At 52.3% G+C, this 16,271-nt stretch carries 17 protein-coding genes and 3 tRNA genes; 14 read left to right on the top strand and 6 right to left on the bottom strand.

The window, feature by feature from the left end; all coding sequences use genetic code 11:
* Positions 1-83 precede the first annotated feature (83 nt).
* Together PQU98_RS02150 and PQU98_RS02145 are read left to right on the top strand one after the other, a co-directional pair.
* Positions 84-872 carry a response regulator gene (locus PQU98_RS02150; protein WP_272743226.1) on the top strand — a complete coding sequence of 263 codons (789 nt, stop codon included), beginning with the start codon at positions 84-86 and terminating at the stop codon, positions 870-872.
* A 97-nt stretch (positions 873-969) separates the two neighbouring features.
* Positions 970-1,773 carry a response regulator gene (locus tag PQU98_RS02145; RefSeq protein ID WP_272743225.1) on the top strand — a complete coding sequence of 268 codons (804 nt, stop codon included), beginning with the start codon at positions 970-972 and terminating at the stop codon, positions 1,771-1,773.
* Here PQU98_RS02145 and PQU98_RS02140 read toward each other — a convergent pair whose 3' ends face one another.
* Positions 1,774-3,207 (bottom strand): FAD-binding oxidoreductase, encoded by a 1,434-nt coding sequence (locus PQU98_RS02140; RefSeq protein WP_272743224.1) that lies wholly within the window; start codon positions 3,205-3,207, stop codon positions 1,774-1,776.
* A 75-nt stretch (positions 3,208-3,282) separates the two neighbouring features.
* Here PQU98_RS02140 and PQU98_RS02135 point away from each other — a divergent pair, with 75 nt between their 5' ends.
* From PQU98_RS02135 to PQU98_RS02120, 4 genes are all read left to right on the top strand, one after another.
* A complete protein-coding gene (locus tag PQU98_RS02135) occupies positions 3,283-3,732 on the top strand; it encodes an NUDIX hydrolase (protein WP_272743223.1) in 450 nt (149 codons plus the stop codon).
* A gap of 58 nt (positions 3,733-3,790) precedes the next feature.
* Positions 3,791-4,720: an SPFH domain-containing protein gene (locus tag PQU98_RS02130; RefSeq protein ID WP_272743222.1), complete on the top strand. Its 930-nt coding sequence runs from the start codon at positions 3,791-3,793 to the stop codon at positions 4,718-4,720.
* 15 nt (positions 4,721-4,735) lie between these two features.
* Positions 4,736-5,218, top strand: a complete 483-nt coding sequence (locus PQU98_RS02125; RefSeq protein WP_272743221.1) for an NfeD family protein — start codon at positions 4,736-4,738, stop codon at positions 5,216-5,218.
* Between the two features lie 76 nt (positions 5,219-5,294).
* Positions 5,295-6,080 (top strand): hypothetical protein, encoded by a 786-nt coding sequence (locus PQU98_RS02120; protein WP_272743220.1) that lies wholly within the window; start codon positions 5,295-5,297, stop codon positions 6,078-6,080.
* On the opposite strand, the gene PQU98_RS02115 is transcribed toward PQU98_RS02120, so the two are convergent.
* A complete protein-coding gene (locus tag PQU98_RS02115) occupies positions 6,081-6,581 on the bottom strand; it encodes a c-type cytochrome (RefSeq protein WP_272743219.1) in 501 nt (166 codons plus the stop codon).
* Positions 6,582-6,825: 244 nt separating this feature from the next.
* Here PQU98_RS02115 and PQU98_RS02110 point away from each other — a divergent pair, with 244 nt between their 5' ends.
* On the top strand, positions 6,826-7,962 hold the full coding sequence (locus tag PQU98_RS02110; protein ID WP_272743218.1) for a VOC family protein: 1,137 nt from the start codon (positions 6,826-6,828) through the stop codon (positions 7,960-7,962).
* Positions 7,963-7,974: 12 nt separating this feature from the next.
* On the opposite strand, the gene PQU98_RS02105 is transcribed toward PQU98_RS02110, so the two are convergent.
* Positions 7,975-8,241, bottom strand: coding sequence for a hypothetical protein (locus tag PQU98_RS02105; protein ID WP_272743217.1), 267 nt, complete (start codon positions 8,239-8,241; stop codon positions 7,975-7,977).
* A gap of 136 nt (positions 8,242-8,377) precedes the next feature.
* Positions 8,378-8,453 (bottom strand) — tRNA-Thr (locus tag PQU98_RS02100).
* A 186-nt stretch (positions 8,454-8,639) separates the two neighbouring features.
* Here PQU98_RS02100 and metG point away from each other — a divergent pair.
* From metG to PQU98_RS02085, 3 genes are all read left to right on the top strand, one after another.
* The gene (gene metG / locus PQU98_RS02095; protein WP_272743216.1) at positions 8,640-10,355 is read left to right on the top strand and encodes a methionine--tRNA ligase; all 1,716 of its coding nucleotides are present in this window, start codon (positions 8,640-8,642) and stop codon (positions 10,353-10,355) included.
* Positions 10,356-10,426: 71 nt separating this feature from the next.
* Complete coding sequence (locus PQU98_RS02090; protein WP_272743215.1) at positions 10,427-10,807, top strand: DUF805 domain-containing protein; 381 nt, start codon at positions 10,427-10,429, stop codon at positions 10,805-10,807.
* A gap of 87 nt (positions 10,808-10,894) precedes the next feature.
* Complete coding sequence (locus PQU98_RS02085) at positions 10,895-11,356, top strand: DUF805 domain-containing protein (RefSeq protein WP_272743214.1); 462 nt, start codon at positions 10,895-10,897, stop codon at positions 11,354-11,356.
* Positions 11,357-11,393: 37 nt separating this feature from the next.
* Here PQU98_RS02085 and PQU98_RS02080 read toward each other — a convergent pair whose 3' ends face one another.
* Both PQU98_RS02080 and rlmB read right to left on the bottom strand, forming a co-directional pair.
* Positions 11,394-12,167 (bottom strand): YjbE family putative metal transport protein, encoded by a 774-nt coding sequence (locus PQU98_RS02080; protein WP_272743213.1) that lies wholly within the window; start codon positions 12,165-12,167, stop codon positions 11,394-11,396.
* A gap of 70 nt (positions 12,168-12,237) precedes the next feature.
* Positions 12,238-13,116, bottom strand: coding sequence for a 23S rRNA (guanosine(2251)-2'-O)-methyltransferase RlmB (gene rlmB, locus PQU98_RS02075; protein WP_272743212.1), 879 nt, complete (start codon positions 13,114-13,116; stop codon positions 12,238-12,240).
* Positions 13,117-13,300: 184 nt separating this feature from the next.
* Here rlmB and PQU98_RS02070 point away from each other — a divergent pair.
* The 4 genes from PQU98_RS02070 to PQU98_RS02055 all read left to right on the top strand — a co-directional run bounded on the left by PQU98_RS02070 (position 13,301) and on the right by PQU98_RS02055 (position 16,210).
* A tRNA-Tyr gene (locus tag PQU98_RS02070) sits at positions 13,301-13,384 on the top strand.
* 104 nt (positions 13,385-13,488) lie between these two features.
* Positions 13,489-13,562: transfer RNA gene (locus PQU98_RS02065), tRNA-Gly, on the top strand.
* Between the two features lie 49 nt (positions 13,563-13,611).
* Positions 13,612-14,802, top strand: coding sequence for an elongation factor Tu (gene tuf / locus PQU98_RS02060; RefSeq protein ID WP_272743211.1), 1,191 nt, complete (start codon positions 13,612-13,614; stop codon positions 14,800-14,802).
* Between the two features lie 253 nt (positions 14,803-15,055).
* Positions 15,056-16,210, top strand: a complete 1,155-nt coding sequence (locus tag PQU98_RS02055; protein ID WP_272743210.1) for a GNAT family N-acetyltransferase — start codon at positions 15,056-15,058, stop codon at positions 16,208-16,210.
* Positions 16,211-16,271 lie beyond the last annotated feature (61 nt).

Below are 16,271 nucleotides of genomic sequence, written 5' to 3'. Positions count from 1 at the left end.
TTAGTGACGCCGTTTTTGCGTATTAATCATATACATACATATTGAACGTAATCTGATGATTACGTCTGGGAGAAGGTCTGCGCATGTCTCTGGGTACGGTACTGATTTTAGAAGATAGTCGCGTACAGGCTCAGTTGATCTCCCGCATACTTGAAGGGCTGGGATGCCTTACACTTGTCAGTCATGACCTAAAGACGGCCTATTCCATGATAAGGGATTTCAAGGTCGATCTGATGTTGCTGGATGTTTATGTAAGCGACGGTAATACGCTGAAATATATGTCGAATTTACGCGAGCGCGCGCCGGATGTTCCCGTTGCGGTTATGACGTCTGGTGGTGCCGGTGGGGCTGTGCTCGAGGAAACTCTGGCTATGGCACGGCAAGCAAAAGCCGATTTTGTTCTGGCTAAGCCTTTTACGCCGCAAGCTATCGCAAATATCCTTACTCAAACCAAACTTATTCAAGTCAAGCCTTTGCGCCGTAAGCACATGCTGGTCATCGACGATTGCCGGGTCATTCGCAAACTGGTGACTGCGGCTTTGGATGATAAGGGTTATCGTGTCAGTGAAGCGGCCTCAATGGAGGAGGCGCTTGAGCGTGTTGATATTGCCCATGTTGATGTGGTGATAACGGACATCTTCATGCCGGGCATGGGCGGTCTGGAGGGGATCAACATCATCCGCAGCCAGTGGCCCGAAGTTCACGTTATAGCCATGTCGGCCGGGGCTGAACTTGAGCAACTCGACTGCATGAAAGCTTTATCGGAGGCGCGCAAGATCGGGGCAACCGCGCAGTTGCCTAAACCGTTTACAGCATCTGATTTAACGATGCTGGTTGACGCTGTTTTATCTGAAAAGTTTTTAGCGGCATAAGGCCTGACGGGCCTCTGAATTAACTTCAAGCTAAGCCTGTTGATGTAGTCTAAAGGCACCGGGCATACATGCCCATATTTTGTGTGAGTGTTGTGTGATGTCAGCCGGTACGGTTCTTGTGCTCGAAGATAGTCACACGCAGGCACAACTGATTTCTAAAATGATGGAAAAACTGGGATGGTCGACGCTGTTGTGCTTTGACCATGACGCTGTTTTTGAGGCGTTAAGGCACAGAACAGTCGATCTGATGTTGCTGGATGTCTATATTGGCACAGCTAACACGCTTATGCTCATGCCAGATTTTCGCAAACTCAGTACCGGTGTGCCGATCGCGGTCATGAGTGCTGGTGGCGCGGGTGGTCAGGTGTTGAAGGCAACCCTCAATATGGCCAGACGGGCTCAAGCTGATTTTGTCATCGGTAAGCCGTTTGCTATCCCTGACATCAAAGCTATCATCGACAAAGTCAATATTTTGCGCAATGCGCCACAGCGGTCGCGGCATATTCTGGTGATCGATGATTCCGGCACAACCCGTAAGCTGGTGGCGTCAACCCTGGCAAAAGAAGGTTATCAGATTTCAGAGGCTCAAACGGTCGAGGAGGCCTTCGTGCGGATTGATATTGCCCATGTTGATATGATTATCACCGACATTTTTATGCCGGGCATGGGCGGGATAGAAGGTATTTCGGTCATTCACGATACCTGGCCGCAAGCGCGGATCATTGCCATGTCCGGTGAGGATTCAGTCGATTCGGCCCAGAAGCATGAAAAGGCCAGTGCACTAAAGCAAGCTGTGGAGAATGGCGCTAACGCATCTCTGACCAAACCTTTCCGCCCAATTGATCTTGCGCAACTGGTCGATAAGGTTTTTAGCGATAGCGCCTTGCTGATTGAGGGATGATCAGAACAATACGTGGGGATTCATAATCCGTTTTGGATCAAGCGCCAGGCGCACCGCGCGCATGGCGGCCACTGCAGTAGGATCTTTGTAGAGCAGGGCTTCCTGAGTTTTCATGCGCCCAAGGCCGTGTTCGGCCGAAATAGAGCCTTCATACTGGTGCACCAGATCATGAACCACTTTGGAACCTTCGTCACGTAAGTCATTGAAGGCTTTGGTATCCATACCTTCCGGGACTATGACGTTAAAGTGGACATTGCCATCGCCAACGTGACCAAAAGCCACCAGCCGAGCGCCGGGCAGGAAGGCTTCGATCGCCTTGGCACCTTCTTCCATATACTCGGCCATACGGGAGAGGGGCACAGATATGTCGTGCTTCCAGGCCGCCCCTTCGACCTTTTCGGCGGCTGAATGTTCTTCGCGCAGTCGCCAAAAAGCTGCAGCCTGGGTCTCATTCTGAGCGATGGCCGCATCAAAGATTAACTCTTCCTCAAACGCGGCCCCCAGCAGGCGCTCCATCGAGGTTTCCGCGCCGTCGGGATCGCCTGAAGCGACTTCGATCAGAGCGTACCACGGATATTCACCCTCAAGAGGCTCGCGGGTATCAGGGATGTTCTTAAGCACCAGCGACAAACCGTAGCGCCCCATGAGCTCAAACGCTTCGACCTGACCGCCCGTTTCCTGTTTGGCGCGGGCCAGAAGATCGATGGCTTTTTGGGAAGTCTCAAACCCGACAATGGCAACCGAACGCGAATTCATCACCGGAAACAGCTTAAGCGACGCTGCTGTGATGATGCCCAGTGTGCCCTCGGCCCCAATGAACATTTGCTTGAGGTCGTAGCCGGTATTGTCTTTGCGCAGACGTTTCAGGCCGTGGAAAATGTCACCATTCGGCAAAACTACCTCAAGACCGGACACCAGATCGCGGGTCACGCCGTAACGCAGGACCGCGGTGCCGCCGGCATTGGTACTGATGACACCGCCTATTGTGGCCGTACCCTCAGCCGCCAGAGACAATGGGAAATGACGGCCCGCTTTTTCAGCAATCGTTTGCGCCTCCAGCAATGTGATACCCGCCTCCAGCACCATAGTGTCATCGGTCGGGGCGACATCACGAATGGTACGCATACGCTCAAGTGATACCAGAATTTCGCCAAATGGTATCTGGCCACCGACCAGCCCTGTATTGCCGCCTTGAGGCGTAATTGCTACGCCATGTTCATAGCAGATTTTGACAACTTTTGAGAGTTCCTCGGTCGTTTTGGGCAGCACCAGCAGAGGCGTGTGGCCTTTCCATTTGCCGCGCCATTCGGTCAATTTAGCTTCGACGCGTAAACTATCTTCGCTATAGCTACCTTCGCCCAATACGGACTTGATCTTAGCCAGAATTTCCGGAGCAACAGGTTGGCATTCAGCAAATTGGGCGGCGGCAGTCATGGTAATATCCCTAAAAGCAACGCTATTGTGGGTGTCTGGCGTATATGGCTTGGGGTTTATACGGAGAATCTGTAAGTGCAAGTCAAAACTCACTATCCGATACCGGCGATAGGAGTCGTGTGCTGGCGAGGCGATGAGGTCTTGCTGATCCGGCGGGGCAGGGCGCCCCGCCAAGGGCAATGGTCTATACCCGGCGGCAAGATGGATCGCTTTGAGCCGATCGCGCAAACGGCTTTGCGCGAATTGCGAGAGGAGACCGGCATTGAGGCCGAGCTGGGGGCCTTAATCGAAGTTTATGAGATTATGGAGCCGCCATCCGCCGCGTATCCGGACGGGTTTCATTATGTGCTTATTGATTATCTGGCGCGCTGGGTGTCCGGAGAACCTGTGGCAGGCGACGATGCTGATCAGGCGTGTTTTGTAACGCTGGAGGCGGCATTGGATTTGGTCGTTGAGGATGACCTTAAGGATGTGCTCCTAAAATCAAGCGCGCTAAGGAGGCGTGGCGGGCCGATTAAGCTTTGAAATCGTGTGATTTAAGGTAGAGTTCAGGCGGGCAAAACAAGGCAAGAGGGAACTCTGAATGTTTGTAAGCGCATTTTCCGCAGTCATCCTTATTTTGGCGATCGTCATCGCCTTCAGCATTATTAAGATTGTACCGCAGGGGCGTGAGTTCACGGTTGAGCGTTTCGGTCGCTATACCCGTACTCTAAAACCCGGTATTTCATTCCTGACGCCTTTCGTTGAGAGCATCGGTCGCCGTGTCAACATGATGGAACGCGTGGTTGATGTGCCTCAGCAGGAGGTCATCACCAAGGATAACGTTGTGGTCAAGGTCGATGGAATTGTCTTTACGCAGGTGATAGATGCTGCTGCGGCGGCTTACCGCGTCGACAATCTCGATAATGCGGTCACACAGTTGGCCATGACCAACCTGCGGACTGTCGTTGGTGGCATGGAACTGGACGAGGTTTTGTCTCAACGCGATTCGATTAATTCACGCCTGCTTACCGTTATCGATCAGGCAACGAGTCCGTGGGGCATAAAGGTAAATCGAATTGAAATCAAAGATTTGAAACCGCCTCTTGATATTACAGATTCGATGGCGCGCCAAATGAAAGCCGAACGTGAGCGCCGCGCCCAGATCATCGAAGCCGATGGCGATAAGCAGGCGGCAATTACCCGTGCTGAGGGCAACAAGCAGGCGACGGTGCTGGAGGCTGAAGGGCGCCGGGAAGCGGCTTACCGCGACGCCGAGGCCCGTGAACGCGCGGCCGAGGCTGAGGCCAAGGCGACGGAAATGGTATCCGAAGCGATTGCCAAGGGTGATGTCAACGCTATCAACTATTTCGTGGCCCAAAAGTATGTTGAGGCCTTCGGTAAGTTTGCCACTTCACCCAATACCAAGACCATCATACTGCCGACGGAATTGTCGAGCCTGGCAGGGACTGTGGGCGGGGTTACCGAGTTGGTGAAATCCATAACCAACGATCAATCATCAGCTAAAAAGTAAAGACAGGAGATTAATATGCCTGATTTTGCAACGCTTTTGACATCTGAGCCTCTGGGCATGCAGGCCTTTTGGGTATGGCTTACCTTGGGTGTGATTGTGCTCGGACTTGAAATTATGTTGGGTACAGAATGGCTGCTGTGGCCTGCGGCATCAGCCGGTGTCGTGGCATTACTAACCTTGACCGGGCTGCCCATTGGCTTTGTGTTTCAGGTCATTATCTTTTCTGTACTGACACTTACGCTGTCAATTCTGTCACGCCGCTTCATGAAAAAAGACGCGCCAGCGGGTGACATCAATGATCCCGGGCAACGTTTAGTCGGTAAGACTGCCACTGTGCTTGAAGGCTTTGGCGGCTTAAATGAGGGCCGCGTGATCTATGATGGCGTGGAGTGGCCGGCGATCATTGAAGGGGATGGAGACGTCAGGCTCAAGGTGCGTGAAGCTGTGAAAATCGTGAAAGTCAGTGAAGGTAAGCTGGTGATTTCACGCGCCGCCTGAATTCGCCAAATTAGGGAACTTTTTACCGATTCGGCCAAGGCTTTATTTATCGAATGAATTGGCTCTGGGGGCGGGTATGAGGCTTTTCTATAGTGTGTTTGCGGTAATGGGCCTTTTACTTGTACCCAGCCTAAGCGTTGCCGGTGCGTGGCCTCAGGAAAGCGGTCAGGGACAAATTATAATTAAACTGGAGCCATCTACGGCTGATAAAGGCTTTGATGGCAATGGCAATGGCAATACAGCGTCTATTGGAAAGTGGGATACGCGTAATGTGTCGGTCTACGGCGATTATGGTATCACCAAGCGCATAACTGTGTACGCCAAGGCTGATTATCAGGATTTCAAAACCGATAGCACATCCTATTCAGGATTGGGGTCAGTGGAGGTCGGAGGCCGCGCCACCTTAGTAAAGAGCGATACGACCATCTTAGCTGTAGGCGCAGGTGTCGAAGGGCTGGGCAAAGGCCGCCGCAATGATTTTGATCAGGCAAGATCCAAAGGCACTGAAGCCGAAGTGCGAGCCTATGGTGGCAAAAGTTTTAAGGTTGCGGGTAAGGATGCTTTCGTTGACGTGCAGGTGGCGAAGCGCTGGCGCGAAAAAGGAGCCGATCAGGTGAGGGTGGACGCGACGGTCGGGATAAAACCCGATCCGAAATGGCTGGTCATGACACAGGTCTATGCCGGGCAAACCGATAAGGAAGCATGGGGGCGCGCGAAATGGGTGAACGCTGAGGTAAGCCTTGTGCGCCATTTGGGAACTAAACAGGATGTCAGCGTGCAGTTGGGCGCGCGTCAAACACTGTCGGGCGAGAATGTTCCTCAGGTTAAAGCTTTATCCTTATCAATATGGAAGCGGTTTTAGCTACTGCGGTTTCTTAGCAGTTTCGACCGCGATATAGGCCAGCAGGTTCTCACGATCCTTGGCTTCTTTGATGCCTAAAAATGCCATTTTGGTGCCCGGAACTGCGTCGCGTGGCTTGGTCAGAAACGCATCAAGCGTGGTAAAATCCCAAACCACATCATGGGCCTTCATGGCTTCAGAGTAGGGATATCCGCCTTCAATCCCAGCCTTGCGCCCAAAAATACCATAAAGGTGCGGGCCGGTTGTTGTTGCTGTTGTCTCAATAAGCACATGGCAAGAGCGGCATTTGCCAAACTGCTTTTTACCGTCTTCGAGATTGGCGGTATTATAAGGTGCGGGGAGTGATGCAAGAATTTGTGTTTTTTCGGCCTCAGTTAAGGGCTCGGCCATGACTGGCGTTTGGGTTTCATTATTTGCGACAGGTGTCGGAGCAGGTTCACAGGCGCTTAGGCAAAGGCCGAGACCTAAGGTTAAAATTCCCGAAATCGCCCCATGCCGCATAGTCAAAACCTTACATTAGTTCATAAAATTAACTGTTTTTACGTGACTCATTCTCATTTGGCGAGGGCTAAATAGCGTTCATCGTAAAGTCTAAAAAATTGTCGCAACAATGTGATCGGTTACCGTGAATTCGGGTCTTTGCCTGCGCATGCTTTGCGTTCAAACTATATCCTTATTGAGTGAGGATTAATAAATTCCCGACATGATTGAGTAGCAATGGTGCCGTAATCGGAGACATTTTTCGATGCCCACAACCCGTTCTATATCATCCGGTTCTCCGTTTTTACCGCAAACGGCGATTGAGCATTCGGCCATGTATACACGGGCTATGGAGCGACTGGTTCAGGTCGTGCAGGCGCTATCTAATGCGCGTGATGTGAATACAGTTATCCGAATAGCGCGTGACGCCGCGCGTGAATTGCTGGATGCAGACGGTGCAACCTTTGTCCTTCGTGAAGGCGATAAATGCTATTATGTCGACGAAACGGCCATAGCGCCTTTATGGAAAGGTAAGCGCTTTCCTATACATTTATGCGTCAGTGGTTGGGTGATGATAAATCGCAAAGCTGCCGTTATCGAAGATATATATGCCGACGATCGTGTGCCTCAAGAAGCTTACAGGCTCACATTTGTGCAAAGCATGACAATGGTGCCGATTCGCCGGGATGACCCGATCGGGGCTATCGGTGCGTATTGGGCCATAAATCATCGTCCTTCAGAAGAGGAAATGCTTGTTTTGCAAGCCCTCGCGGACACGGTGTCCGTGGCTATGGAAAACGCATTACTTTATGCAGATCTGAAACAAAATTTTGAGATTATGAAACATCAGCAGGCTCGCATTGCCAAGCAATCTGATGACTTGAAAATTATGAAAGAGGATGGCGCTGCGGCCCGCTTGCGCCCAGAGTTCAATTATATCGATCTGATTGTTGAGGAAGAGCATACAGGCGGTGCTGCGGAGGTGCGTAATCCGCTTGTCACGCCCGATACTCCGCATCTGGCAACATTTCTGATGTTTGATGGCGTATGCGAAGAGGCTGTAAATTTTTACACGTCATTATTCAAGGATTCTGAGATCATCCTGATCAAGCGCTATGGCCCTGGTGAGGCTGGGCGCGAGGGAAGTGTAGCGCATTGCACCTTCGTGATTAACCGCGTGCCGTTTATAGCGATTGATTCAAGTGTGCGCCACGAGTTTGCGTTTACGCCAGCCATATCGCTTTATATGGTGTGCGAAAGCGAAGGTGAGATAAATCATCTTTACGAAGCCCTGGTGGCGGGGGGCGAACCCCTTATGTCACTGGCCGACTATGGTTTTAGCCGTAAGTATGGCTGGGTAAAAGACCGGTTCGGCGTTTCCTGGCAATTAAATCTACCCTAGGTCAGGCTTAGGTCATGAGCGGCGGTAGCTGTCTTCCTGATCTCCTGTATTCAGGATTTCTTCGGCGCCATCGACATATACAAAAAGCTCTACATCATCAGCATTGGAATCACCGATTTCAATACGATTTACGACGGCCGGACCGCCGTATCGATCTCGAAATTCCGGATCGGAAATGCGGTGATTAATCGCAGGGATAGCCGTAAAACGGAAATCATCCGAAGCGTAAATTTCTTCGCCAGTATTCTTATCAAAAAACCGATGGCTGTAGGTTGTCATGATTGTCCTCCTGTTATGAGCGGCAACCATAGAATACACCTAATCGATTTTAGATACGATGCGGCGTGTGAGCGCATAAGGAAATCGTGATAAAATGATATCTGGAAGCGGTGTTATTTGCCTGCTCAAATATGAATGGTGCCGGTTGCAGGAATCGAACCCGCGACCTTCGGTTTACAAAACCGCTGCTCTACCAGCTGAGCTAAACCGGCACTATCAGAGCGTCACACTTTATATCAGACTGTGTGAGGTGGCCCTTATGCCTACCCAAATGACGAAACGCAACGATCTTATCGCTTCTGTCACCGACTTTTTTGTTTAAAACTATATCATGTCTATGTTTTGCGGCGGGAAATGCGATATGAGGGGCGTCTGTCCTTAGGAACCTCATTTGCGCCATGTCACGTATCCTCATTACCTCGGCTTTGCCATACATCAACGGTATCAAACACCTCGGCAATCTGGCCGGTTCGATGTTGCCGGCTGATGTCTATGCGCGGTTTAAACGCGCTCAAGGCCATGAGGTACTCTATATTTGCGCAACCGATGAGCATGGAACGCCGGCCGAACTGGCGGCGGCCAAGGCGGGGCAGGATGTAAAAACCTACTGCGACGAGCAGCACCTGATCCAGAAAAATGCCGGTGAAGCGTTTGGCCTGTCGTATGATTGGTTCGGCAGGTCATCGTCTCGGGAGAACCGTGCGCTTACTCAGATGTTCTGCGATGCGCTGGATGGAAATGGCCTGATTGAAGAGCGCACCGATAAGATGGTTTACTCCATCGACGACGGACGTTTTTTGCCGGATCGCTATGTTGAAGGGACTTGTCCGCACTGTAAGTTTGAGAAGGCGCGTGGCGATCAATGCGACAATTGCGGTCGCCTGCTGGATCCGACTGACCTGATTGATCCTTATTCGGCGGTATCGGGTTCGCGCAACTTAGAAGTGCGCGATACTAAACACCTTTATCTGCTGCAAACCAAAGTTGAGCCGCAACTTCGTGGGTGGATCGACTCTAAGTCCGCTTGGCCACAACTGGCAAAGTCAATCGCCAATAAGCATCTGGAAGAAGGGCTTATCGACCGGGGGATCACGCGCGACCTGAAATGGGGCGTGCCGGTTGCTAAAAATGGCAAACCCAGAGAGGGCTTTGAAAACAAGGTTTTCTATGTCTGGTTTGATGCGCCGATTGAATATATTGGCGCCACTCAAGAATATTTTAATGCCCGTAATGAAACTGATGGCTGGCAAAACTGGTGGCGGCTGGATAAAGGGGCGGACGATGTCAGCTATATCCAGTTCATGGGCAAGGACAATGTTGCCTTCCATACCGTAAGCTTCCCGGCCACGGTCATTGGATCTGGGCAACCGTGGAAAATGGTAGATACCCTGAAGGCCTTTAACTGGCTGAACTGGTACGGCGGCAAGTTCTCGACCTCGATGAACCGCGGCGTGTTCATGGATCAGGCGCTGGAGATTCTGCCGGCCGATTACTGGCGCTGGTATTTGATAGCGAACTCCCCGGAAGGCTCGGATTCATCGTTCACTTGGGATCAGTTTCAAAGCACGGTCAACAAAGATCTGGCCGATGTTTTAGGCAATTTCGTCAACCGCATTGTCAAATTCACGGAGTCGAAATTTGGCGGCACAGTGCCAGAAGGGGGCGAGGCGGGCCCGCTCGAAGAGAAGCTCTATGCTGATCTGTCAGCGCTTTTGATGGAAGCCACCGAAGCGTTTGATGTCATGGAAATGCGCAAAGCCGCGCAGGCTGTGCGCCGGATTTGGGTTCTGGGCAATGAGTACCTGCAAGAAGCCGCACCCTGGACCGCCTTTAAAAGCGATGCAGATCGGGCTGCAGTCATTGTACGTCACGGCCTGAATCTGGTGCGCCTGTATGCGGTGCTGGCGCAGCCCTTGATACCCTTTGCGGCAAAATCGATCGCGGATAGCGTCAGTGTAACCCTGCCGCTGGACTGGCCGTCGACCGATGCCAAATCGGAATTGTCGAAACTGCCTGTAGGGGCGACGGTAAAATCCGGTGAGGTTCTGTTCAAAAAGATCGAAGATGAGCAGGTGGCGGAATGGGCGGAGCGGTTTGGCGGCGTTCAAGCCTAATCCTACCGAAAATTAACTCGTCAACGATACGTATAGGTACTAGCCTCCGTTTTGTACCGAGGGAGGTCGATATGGACGTTGTGAACGCCTACACTAATTTTAGTGGCCGGATGCGCCGACGCCATTTCTGGATTTTCAGCATCCTGCTGTGGCTGGCCTCAGTTGCCTTCATGACGGTATTTGGCGGCAGTCCAAATGACGGTATGGGGTTCATACGGCCATATCGATTTGATGGTGCCGGCATATTCGGATTTGTCGCCGGTATAGCTGTATTCGCGGCGACTTTAGCTGTACATGTAAAGCGCTGGCATGACCGCGACAAATCTTGGCCGTGGACTTTGCTGTTATTCGTGCCGATCATTGGCTGGATCTGGATTCTGATAGAATGTGGTTTCTTAGACGGTACCGCGGGCGCTAACCGTTTTGGCTCTTCGCCTAAACCCGTCGGCTGATCTGATCCCGATAAGTTTACTATAACCATATTTTTTGCTTATCAGCCTCATGGTAGATTGTGGGTAACCATAATTACGGGGCGGGCCATGACAATCGTCGACACCTTGCTTAATCCCAATGGGCGCATCAACCGGGCGACGTTTTGGAGCTGGACTTTGGGTATCGCCTTTGGACTAGCGATCCTGTTGTCATTTTTTCTCTACATGGGGGAGGCCTGGCTTGATGACTGGCGCACCTTCACGCTTTATCCGGTTTTTACGGCTGAACTGGAGCCGTGGGTAGCCAGGCCGAGGCGGCTGATGTGGCTTTTGCTTATTCCCGTAAGCTGGATCTATTTTTGCCTGACGGTTAAGCGCTGGCATGACATGGGATTGTCCGGTTGGCTGATTGCAATCAGTTTCGTTCCGGGGATAGGCACAGTATTGACCCTGATGATATGCGGTCTCGTTCCCGGCCAACGCAATGCTAATCGATACGGGCATCCACCTTTTACCAGTGAGCCCAGCCGTTACGTGGGCTATGACGAAGCGCTGGAGGATATGCCCTAAAATAAAGGCTTCGGATCACTCCGAAGCCTTTATCATTTTAATGCGTTGGTGGTTTGTGACTGAAATGCTCAATATCTTTGGGTGTGATATCCATGAAGTCGGGCACAATCCGGTTGTACTCGCTAACCTTATTCAGGTCGACGACGATATCCCTGTGGCCTTCCCACATCATGCTGATCGCCACATAGAGGATAACGAACAGGCCGAAAAAGCCGATCCAGCGGTGTTTGTGCAGGATCTTGGCAATAAAGTGCGAGGCCACACCCATTAAGGCAATTGCCAGTACCAGGCCAAACACCATGATCGATGGATGTTCATGGGCCGCACCGGCAACCGCCAAAACATTATCGAGCGACATAGAAAGGTCGGCGATCAAAATCTGAATGACGGCCGTTTTAAAGCTTTTAGGCTTAGCGGCGGGAACCGCAGCGCCGCCCATAGTGCCATCAGCAGTTATATCAGCTCCGGTGGCGTCTTCGAGAGCGGCTTCAGCGCGGGCTTCGTCGTGGGTGTGGGATTCGCGCAGTTCGCGCCACATTTTCCAGGCGACCCATAACAGCAAAAGCCCACCGGCAAACAACAGGCCAATGATGAGCAGCAGTTGCGCGGTGACCAGCACAAAGCCGATTCGCATCACAACGGCGGCGATCAGGCCATATAATATGGCCTTGCGACGTTGGGCGGCAGCTAGACCAGCCGCTGCTAGACCAACGGCTACGGCATTATCACCGGCCATGACCAGATCAATGAAAACGACCTGAAGTAAGGCAGAAGCTTGCGAGGCAAGTTCAGGATTGGACAGAAAATCCATAAGGCTCTCATTTTTAATTTTTAAGGGTTCTGCCCGTTCCTAATCGGTAATGACAGGCCTTGTCCAGCCATCAGTTACGTGCGCAGGCTTCGTAAAGTGCAATAGAGGCGGCGTGGCTGACGTTCAGGCTTTCAAACCCACCGGGCATTGGAATTTTGGCCAGATGATCGCAATGTTCGGCCACCAGACGGCGCAGGCCATCGCCTTCGGAGCCCAGCACCAGCACCACCTTACGCGGTTGGGGCAGGGTGTTCAGGACGCCTTGCAAGGTGTCATCGGTATTTCCAGCCAGGCCGATACTGATCCAGCCCTCATCGCGTAAATTTTCAAGCGCACGGGACAGGTTAGTGACCTTGGCAAAAGGCACCATATCCATGGCACCGGCTGCGGTTTTCGCCAGCACGCCCTGCATGACCGGAGAGTGGCGATCCTGCATAATCAGGCCTTGAACACCGAACGCCGCCGATGAACGGAAGATGGCGCCTACATTCTGAGGGTCGGTGACCTGGTCAAGCATCAGCAGCACCCCATGATCGCGCATCAAGGCTTCAAGGTCATCACCTTCCGGAGGCGGAGCATTGAGGGCGATTCCCTGATGCACAGCACCCTGCGGCAGGATGCGCATAAAATCGGCCATAGGCGTGGGACGAAAGTTGAGGTCACTGCGTCTGATCAGGGCCTGGGGGAGGGCTTTGGCGCGGTCTTCGGTCGCAAATAGCTGAAAAGGCCCTTTGCGGGCGGAATTTTTTAAGGCCGCTTCGACCGCGTGAACACCCCATATCCAGCCGTCTTCTGATACCTTATGGCGTTGAATTTGTGGTGTTTTAGGCTTTGTTTCACTGCGTTCGCGACCGCCGCTTTCAGGCTTTGTGGATGCGCTTTTTGCGGAAAAGTGCGATTTTTGTCCCTGACGGGATTTGTGACCGTTGCGTTCGCGATTAATGGACACTATAAGACGCGCTCCGATTTGAGGCCTGACAGGCTTTTTGGCTAATTATGATGTTGTCTTTACATATGTGTAGAGAGGACATCCACAGAAACCAGAAAGTTTTTTTGTTTTTGGGCTTGTCCTTTTTTAAAAGGTCGAGTTTAAAGCAGCAGGTTTTCAAGCCTTGAAAATCAGACGTGCGCATGGGGGAATGTCCCGAGCGGCAAAGGGGGGGGACTGTAAATCCCCTGCGTAAGCTTCGCAGGTTCGAGTCCTGCTTCCCCCACCATCGCACGACCTGTCTGCCGCGACAGGTCTTAAAGGCTTGGAAAACTGTAGTCCCCGATCGAATTTACGAAAGTATTTTGCTTAAGCAGCAGAATGCTTTCGTGCGCGGGTATAGCACAATGGTAGTGCAGCAGCCTTCCAAGCTGAGGATGTCGGTTCGATCCCGTCTACCCGCTCCAATTTTCATTTCAAAACCTTAGCCCGACTGGGCAATACGGAGCCTGACCTATGGCCAAGGAAAAATTCAACCGTACTAAGCCGCACTGCAACATTGGCACGATTGGTCACGTTGACCACGGCAAGACGACGCTGACAGCCGCGATCACGATGACGCTGGCAAAGTCGGGCGGCGCGGTCGCCAAGAACTATGCTGACATCGACGCAGCGCCTGAAGAAAAAGCACGCGGCATCACCATCAACACGGCGCACGTGGAATATGAGACGGCCAACCGTCACTATGCCCACGTTGACTGCCCGGGCCACGCCGACTACGTGAAGAACATGATCACCGGTGCCGCTCAGATGGACGGCGCTATCCTGGTGGTTTCGGCCGCTGACGGCCCGATGCCGCAAACGCGCGAGCACATCCTGCTGGCCCGTCAGGTCGGCGTGCCGGCTCTGGTCGTGTTCATGAACAAGGTCGACCTGGTCGACGACGAAGAACTGCTTGAGCTGGTTGAAATGGAAGTTCGTGAACTTCTGTCGTCCTACCAGTTCCCTGGCGACGATATCCCCATCACCAAGGGTTCGGCTAAGGCTGCCACCGACGGCGTGAACCCGGACATCGGTGAAAACCAGATCCTGGCTCTGATGCAAACGGTTGACGACTACATCCCGCAGCCTGAGCGTCCGATCGACCTGCCGTTCCTGATGCCGGTTGAAGACGTGTTCTCGATCTCGGGCCGTGGTACGGTTGTGACCGGCCGCGTCGAGCGTGGTATCGTGAAGGTCGGTGAAGAAGTCGAAATCGTCGGCATCCGTCCGGTTCAGAAGACGACCTGCACGGGCGTTGAAATGTTCCGCAAGCTGCTTGACCAAGGTCAGGCCGGTGACAACGTCGGCGTTCTGCTGCGCGGCACCAAGCGTGAAGACGTTGAGCGCGGTCAGGTTCTGTGTAAGCCGGGTTCGATCACCCCGCACACCAAGTTCATCGCCGAAGCCTACATCCTGAACAAGGAAGAAGGCGGTCGTCACACGCCGTTCTTCACCAACTACCGTCCGCAGTTCTACTTCCGTACGACGGACGTGACCGGTATCGTGAAGCTGAAAGAAGGCGTAGAAATGATCATGCCGGGCGACAATGCTGAGCTGGACGTTGAGCTGATCACCCCGATCGCCATGGAAGAGAAGCTGCGCTTCGCTATCCGTGAAGGTGGCCGTACCGTCGGCGCCGGCGTCGTTGCGAAAATTATTGCTTAATTTTCGCAACAGTTTTTAGTCTTGATGCGACACGTCATTGTCGCATCGGGGCAAAAATCATCGCCTAGGGCAAGCCCCTAGAACCGGAACTTGGCGCAAGCTGAGATGACGGTGGCTAAATAAAAAAGCCCTCTGAGGAAACTCAGAGGGCTTTTTTGTTTGCGTGGTTGTAACGGCTTGCAAAATATTAAACTAATGAAGCTAACAGAAAAGAGCGGCGAAAAATCAGGTTAATGGGGCAGGAACCGACCGCATGAATTTAAGTCATATCGAAGTCATAACCACTGATCAGCTAAATGTGGCGGATTTGGCACTTTGGGCACAATGCCTCAAACAAAGACCTGAACTTTGGGGGCCTTATTTTGATGTTCGGTATTTTCAGGCTATCGCAAAGGTCGTTCCCCATGCCTTCATAGCCAGACTATATGGCGGTGACCGGCTGCTGGGTTTCTTTCCTTTTCAAAAGCGTGGTCGCATAATTCAGGCCTTTGCAGCACCCCTGACGGATTTTCAGGCCGTAATTTCCGTTGAAAATATCGATTTGAGCGATCTGGTTTGTCTTTTGAAAGCACGGCGCTTTGAGTTTCAGGGATTAATTGACGGCTCCACTCCATGTGAAAACCCGCGACCTCAAAAGCGTCTGTATGCCGATTTATCTGCAGGTTTTGAAACCTATTTCCGCACCAATTACGAGCAGCACAAAAAGGTTTTCCGCAACTCCGAGCGTTGCCGCCGCAATTTGAACAAGGACTATCCTGACCTTATCTTTAGTTGGGAGCCGGTCACATCGGAAATTCTAAAATGGATTGTTGATTGCAAGCGAAGCCAGTATCGCCAAAGCGGGCTGCATGATGTGTTCGCCTGTGGCTGGACCGTCGATATGTTGCAGGCGTTGGCAAAACAAAAAGACAATGATTTCGGTCTCATGGCCGGTGTTTACAGGCACGGTGAGCGCATCATCGCGGTTGAGGTCGCCTTGAAAAGTGGTAGCGGCCTGCACCTATGGTTTCCGGGCTATGATCCGGCCTTTGCGCGCTATGGCGTAGGCATTTTGATGACGCTGGATATTATGAAAGCGGTGGAAGGTCACGTAAAGCGCGTAGATTTTGGCTGTGGAGACGAAGCCTACAAATCGCCACTAACCACACATTCTGAGCCATGTTGGGAAGGGCATGTGACGGCGGCCCCCTCCCGAAATCAATCTGTAAGTCGCATGAATGGGCTACGTGCGCAATTGATGCGGCGTTTACGCATAGTCCGCGCGTGCGAATTGAAACTCAGCGGGCAATTACATGGCGGATGGCAGATCGTGCGCAGGGCCATAAAGCGCAGCCGTTTGTCGGTGAGTATGGCGGTTTCAATCGTGTTGCCCGAATTGCTGTTCCGCGGCACCTATGCTGGTTTCTGAGGTAACTTTTTGAGGTGCGAGGCTCTATAATCTTGACGTTCGTTATGGGCACCCGTTAGCG

The organism is Asticcacaulis machinosus (assembly GCF_028550435.1).
GTDB lineage: Bacteria > Pseudomonadota > Alphaproteobacteria > Caulobacterales > Caulobacteraceae > Asticcacaulis > Asticcacaulis machinosus.
Note: the sequence above shows the minus strand (reverse complement) of the source record. Positions and strands in the feature narration are given on the sequence as shown.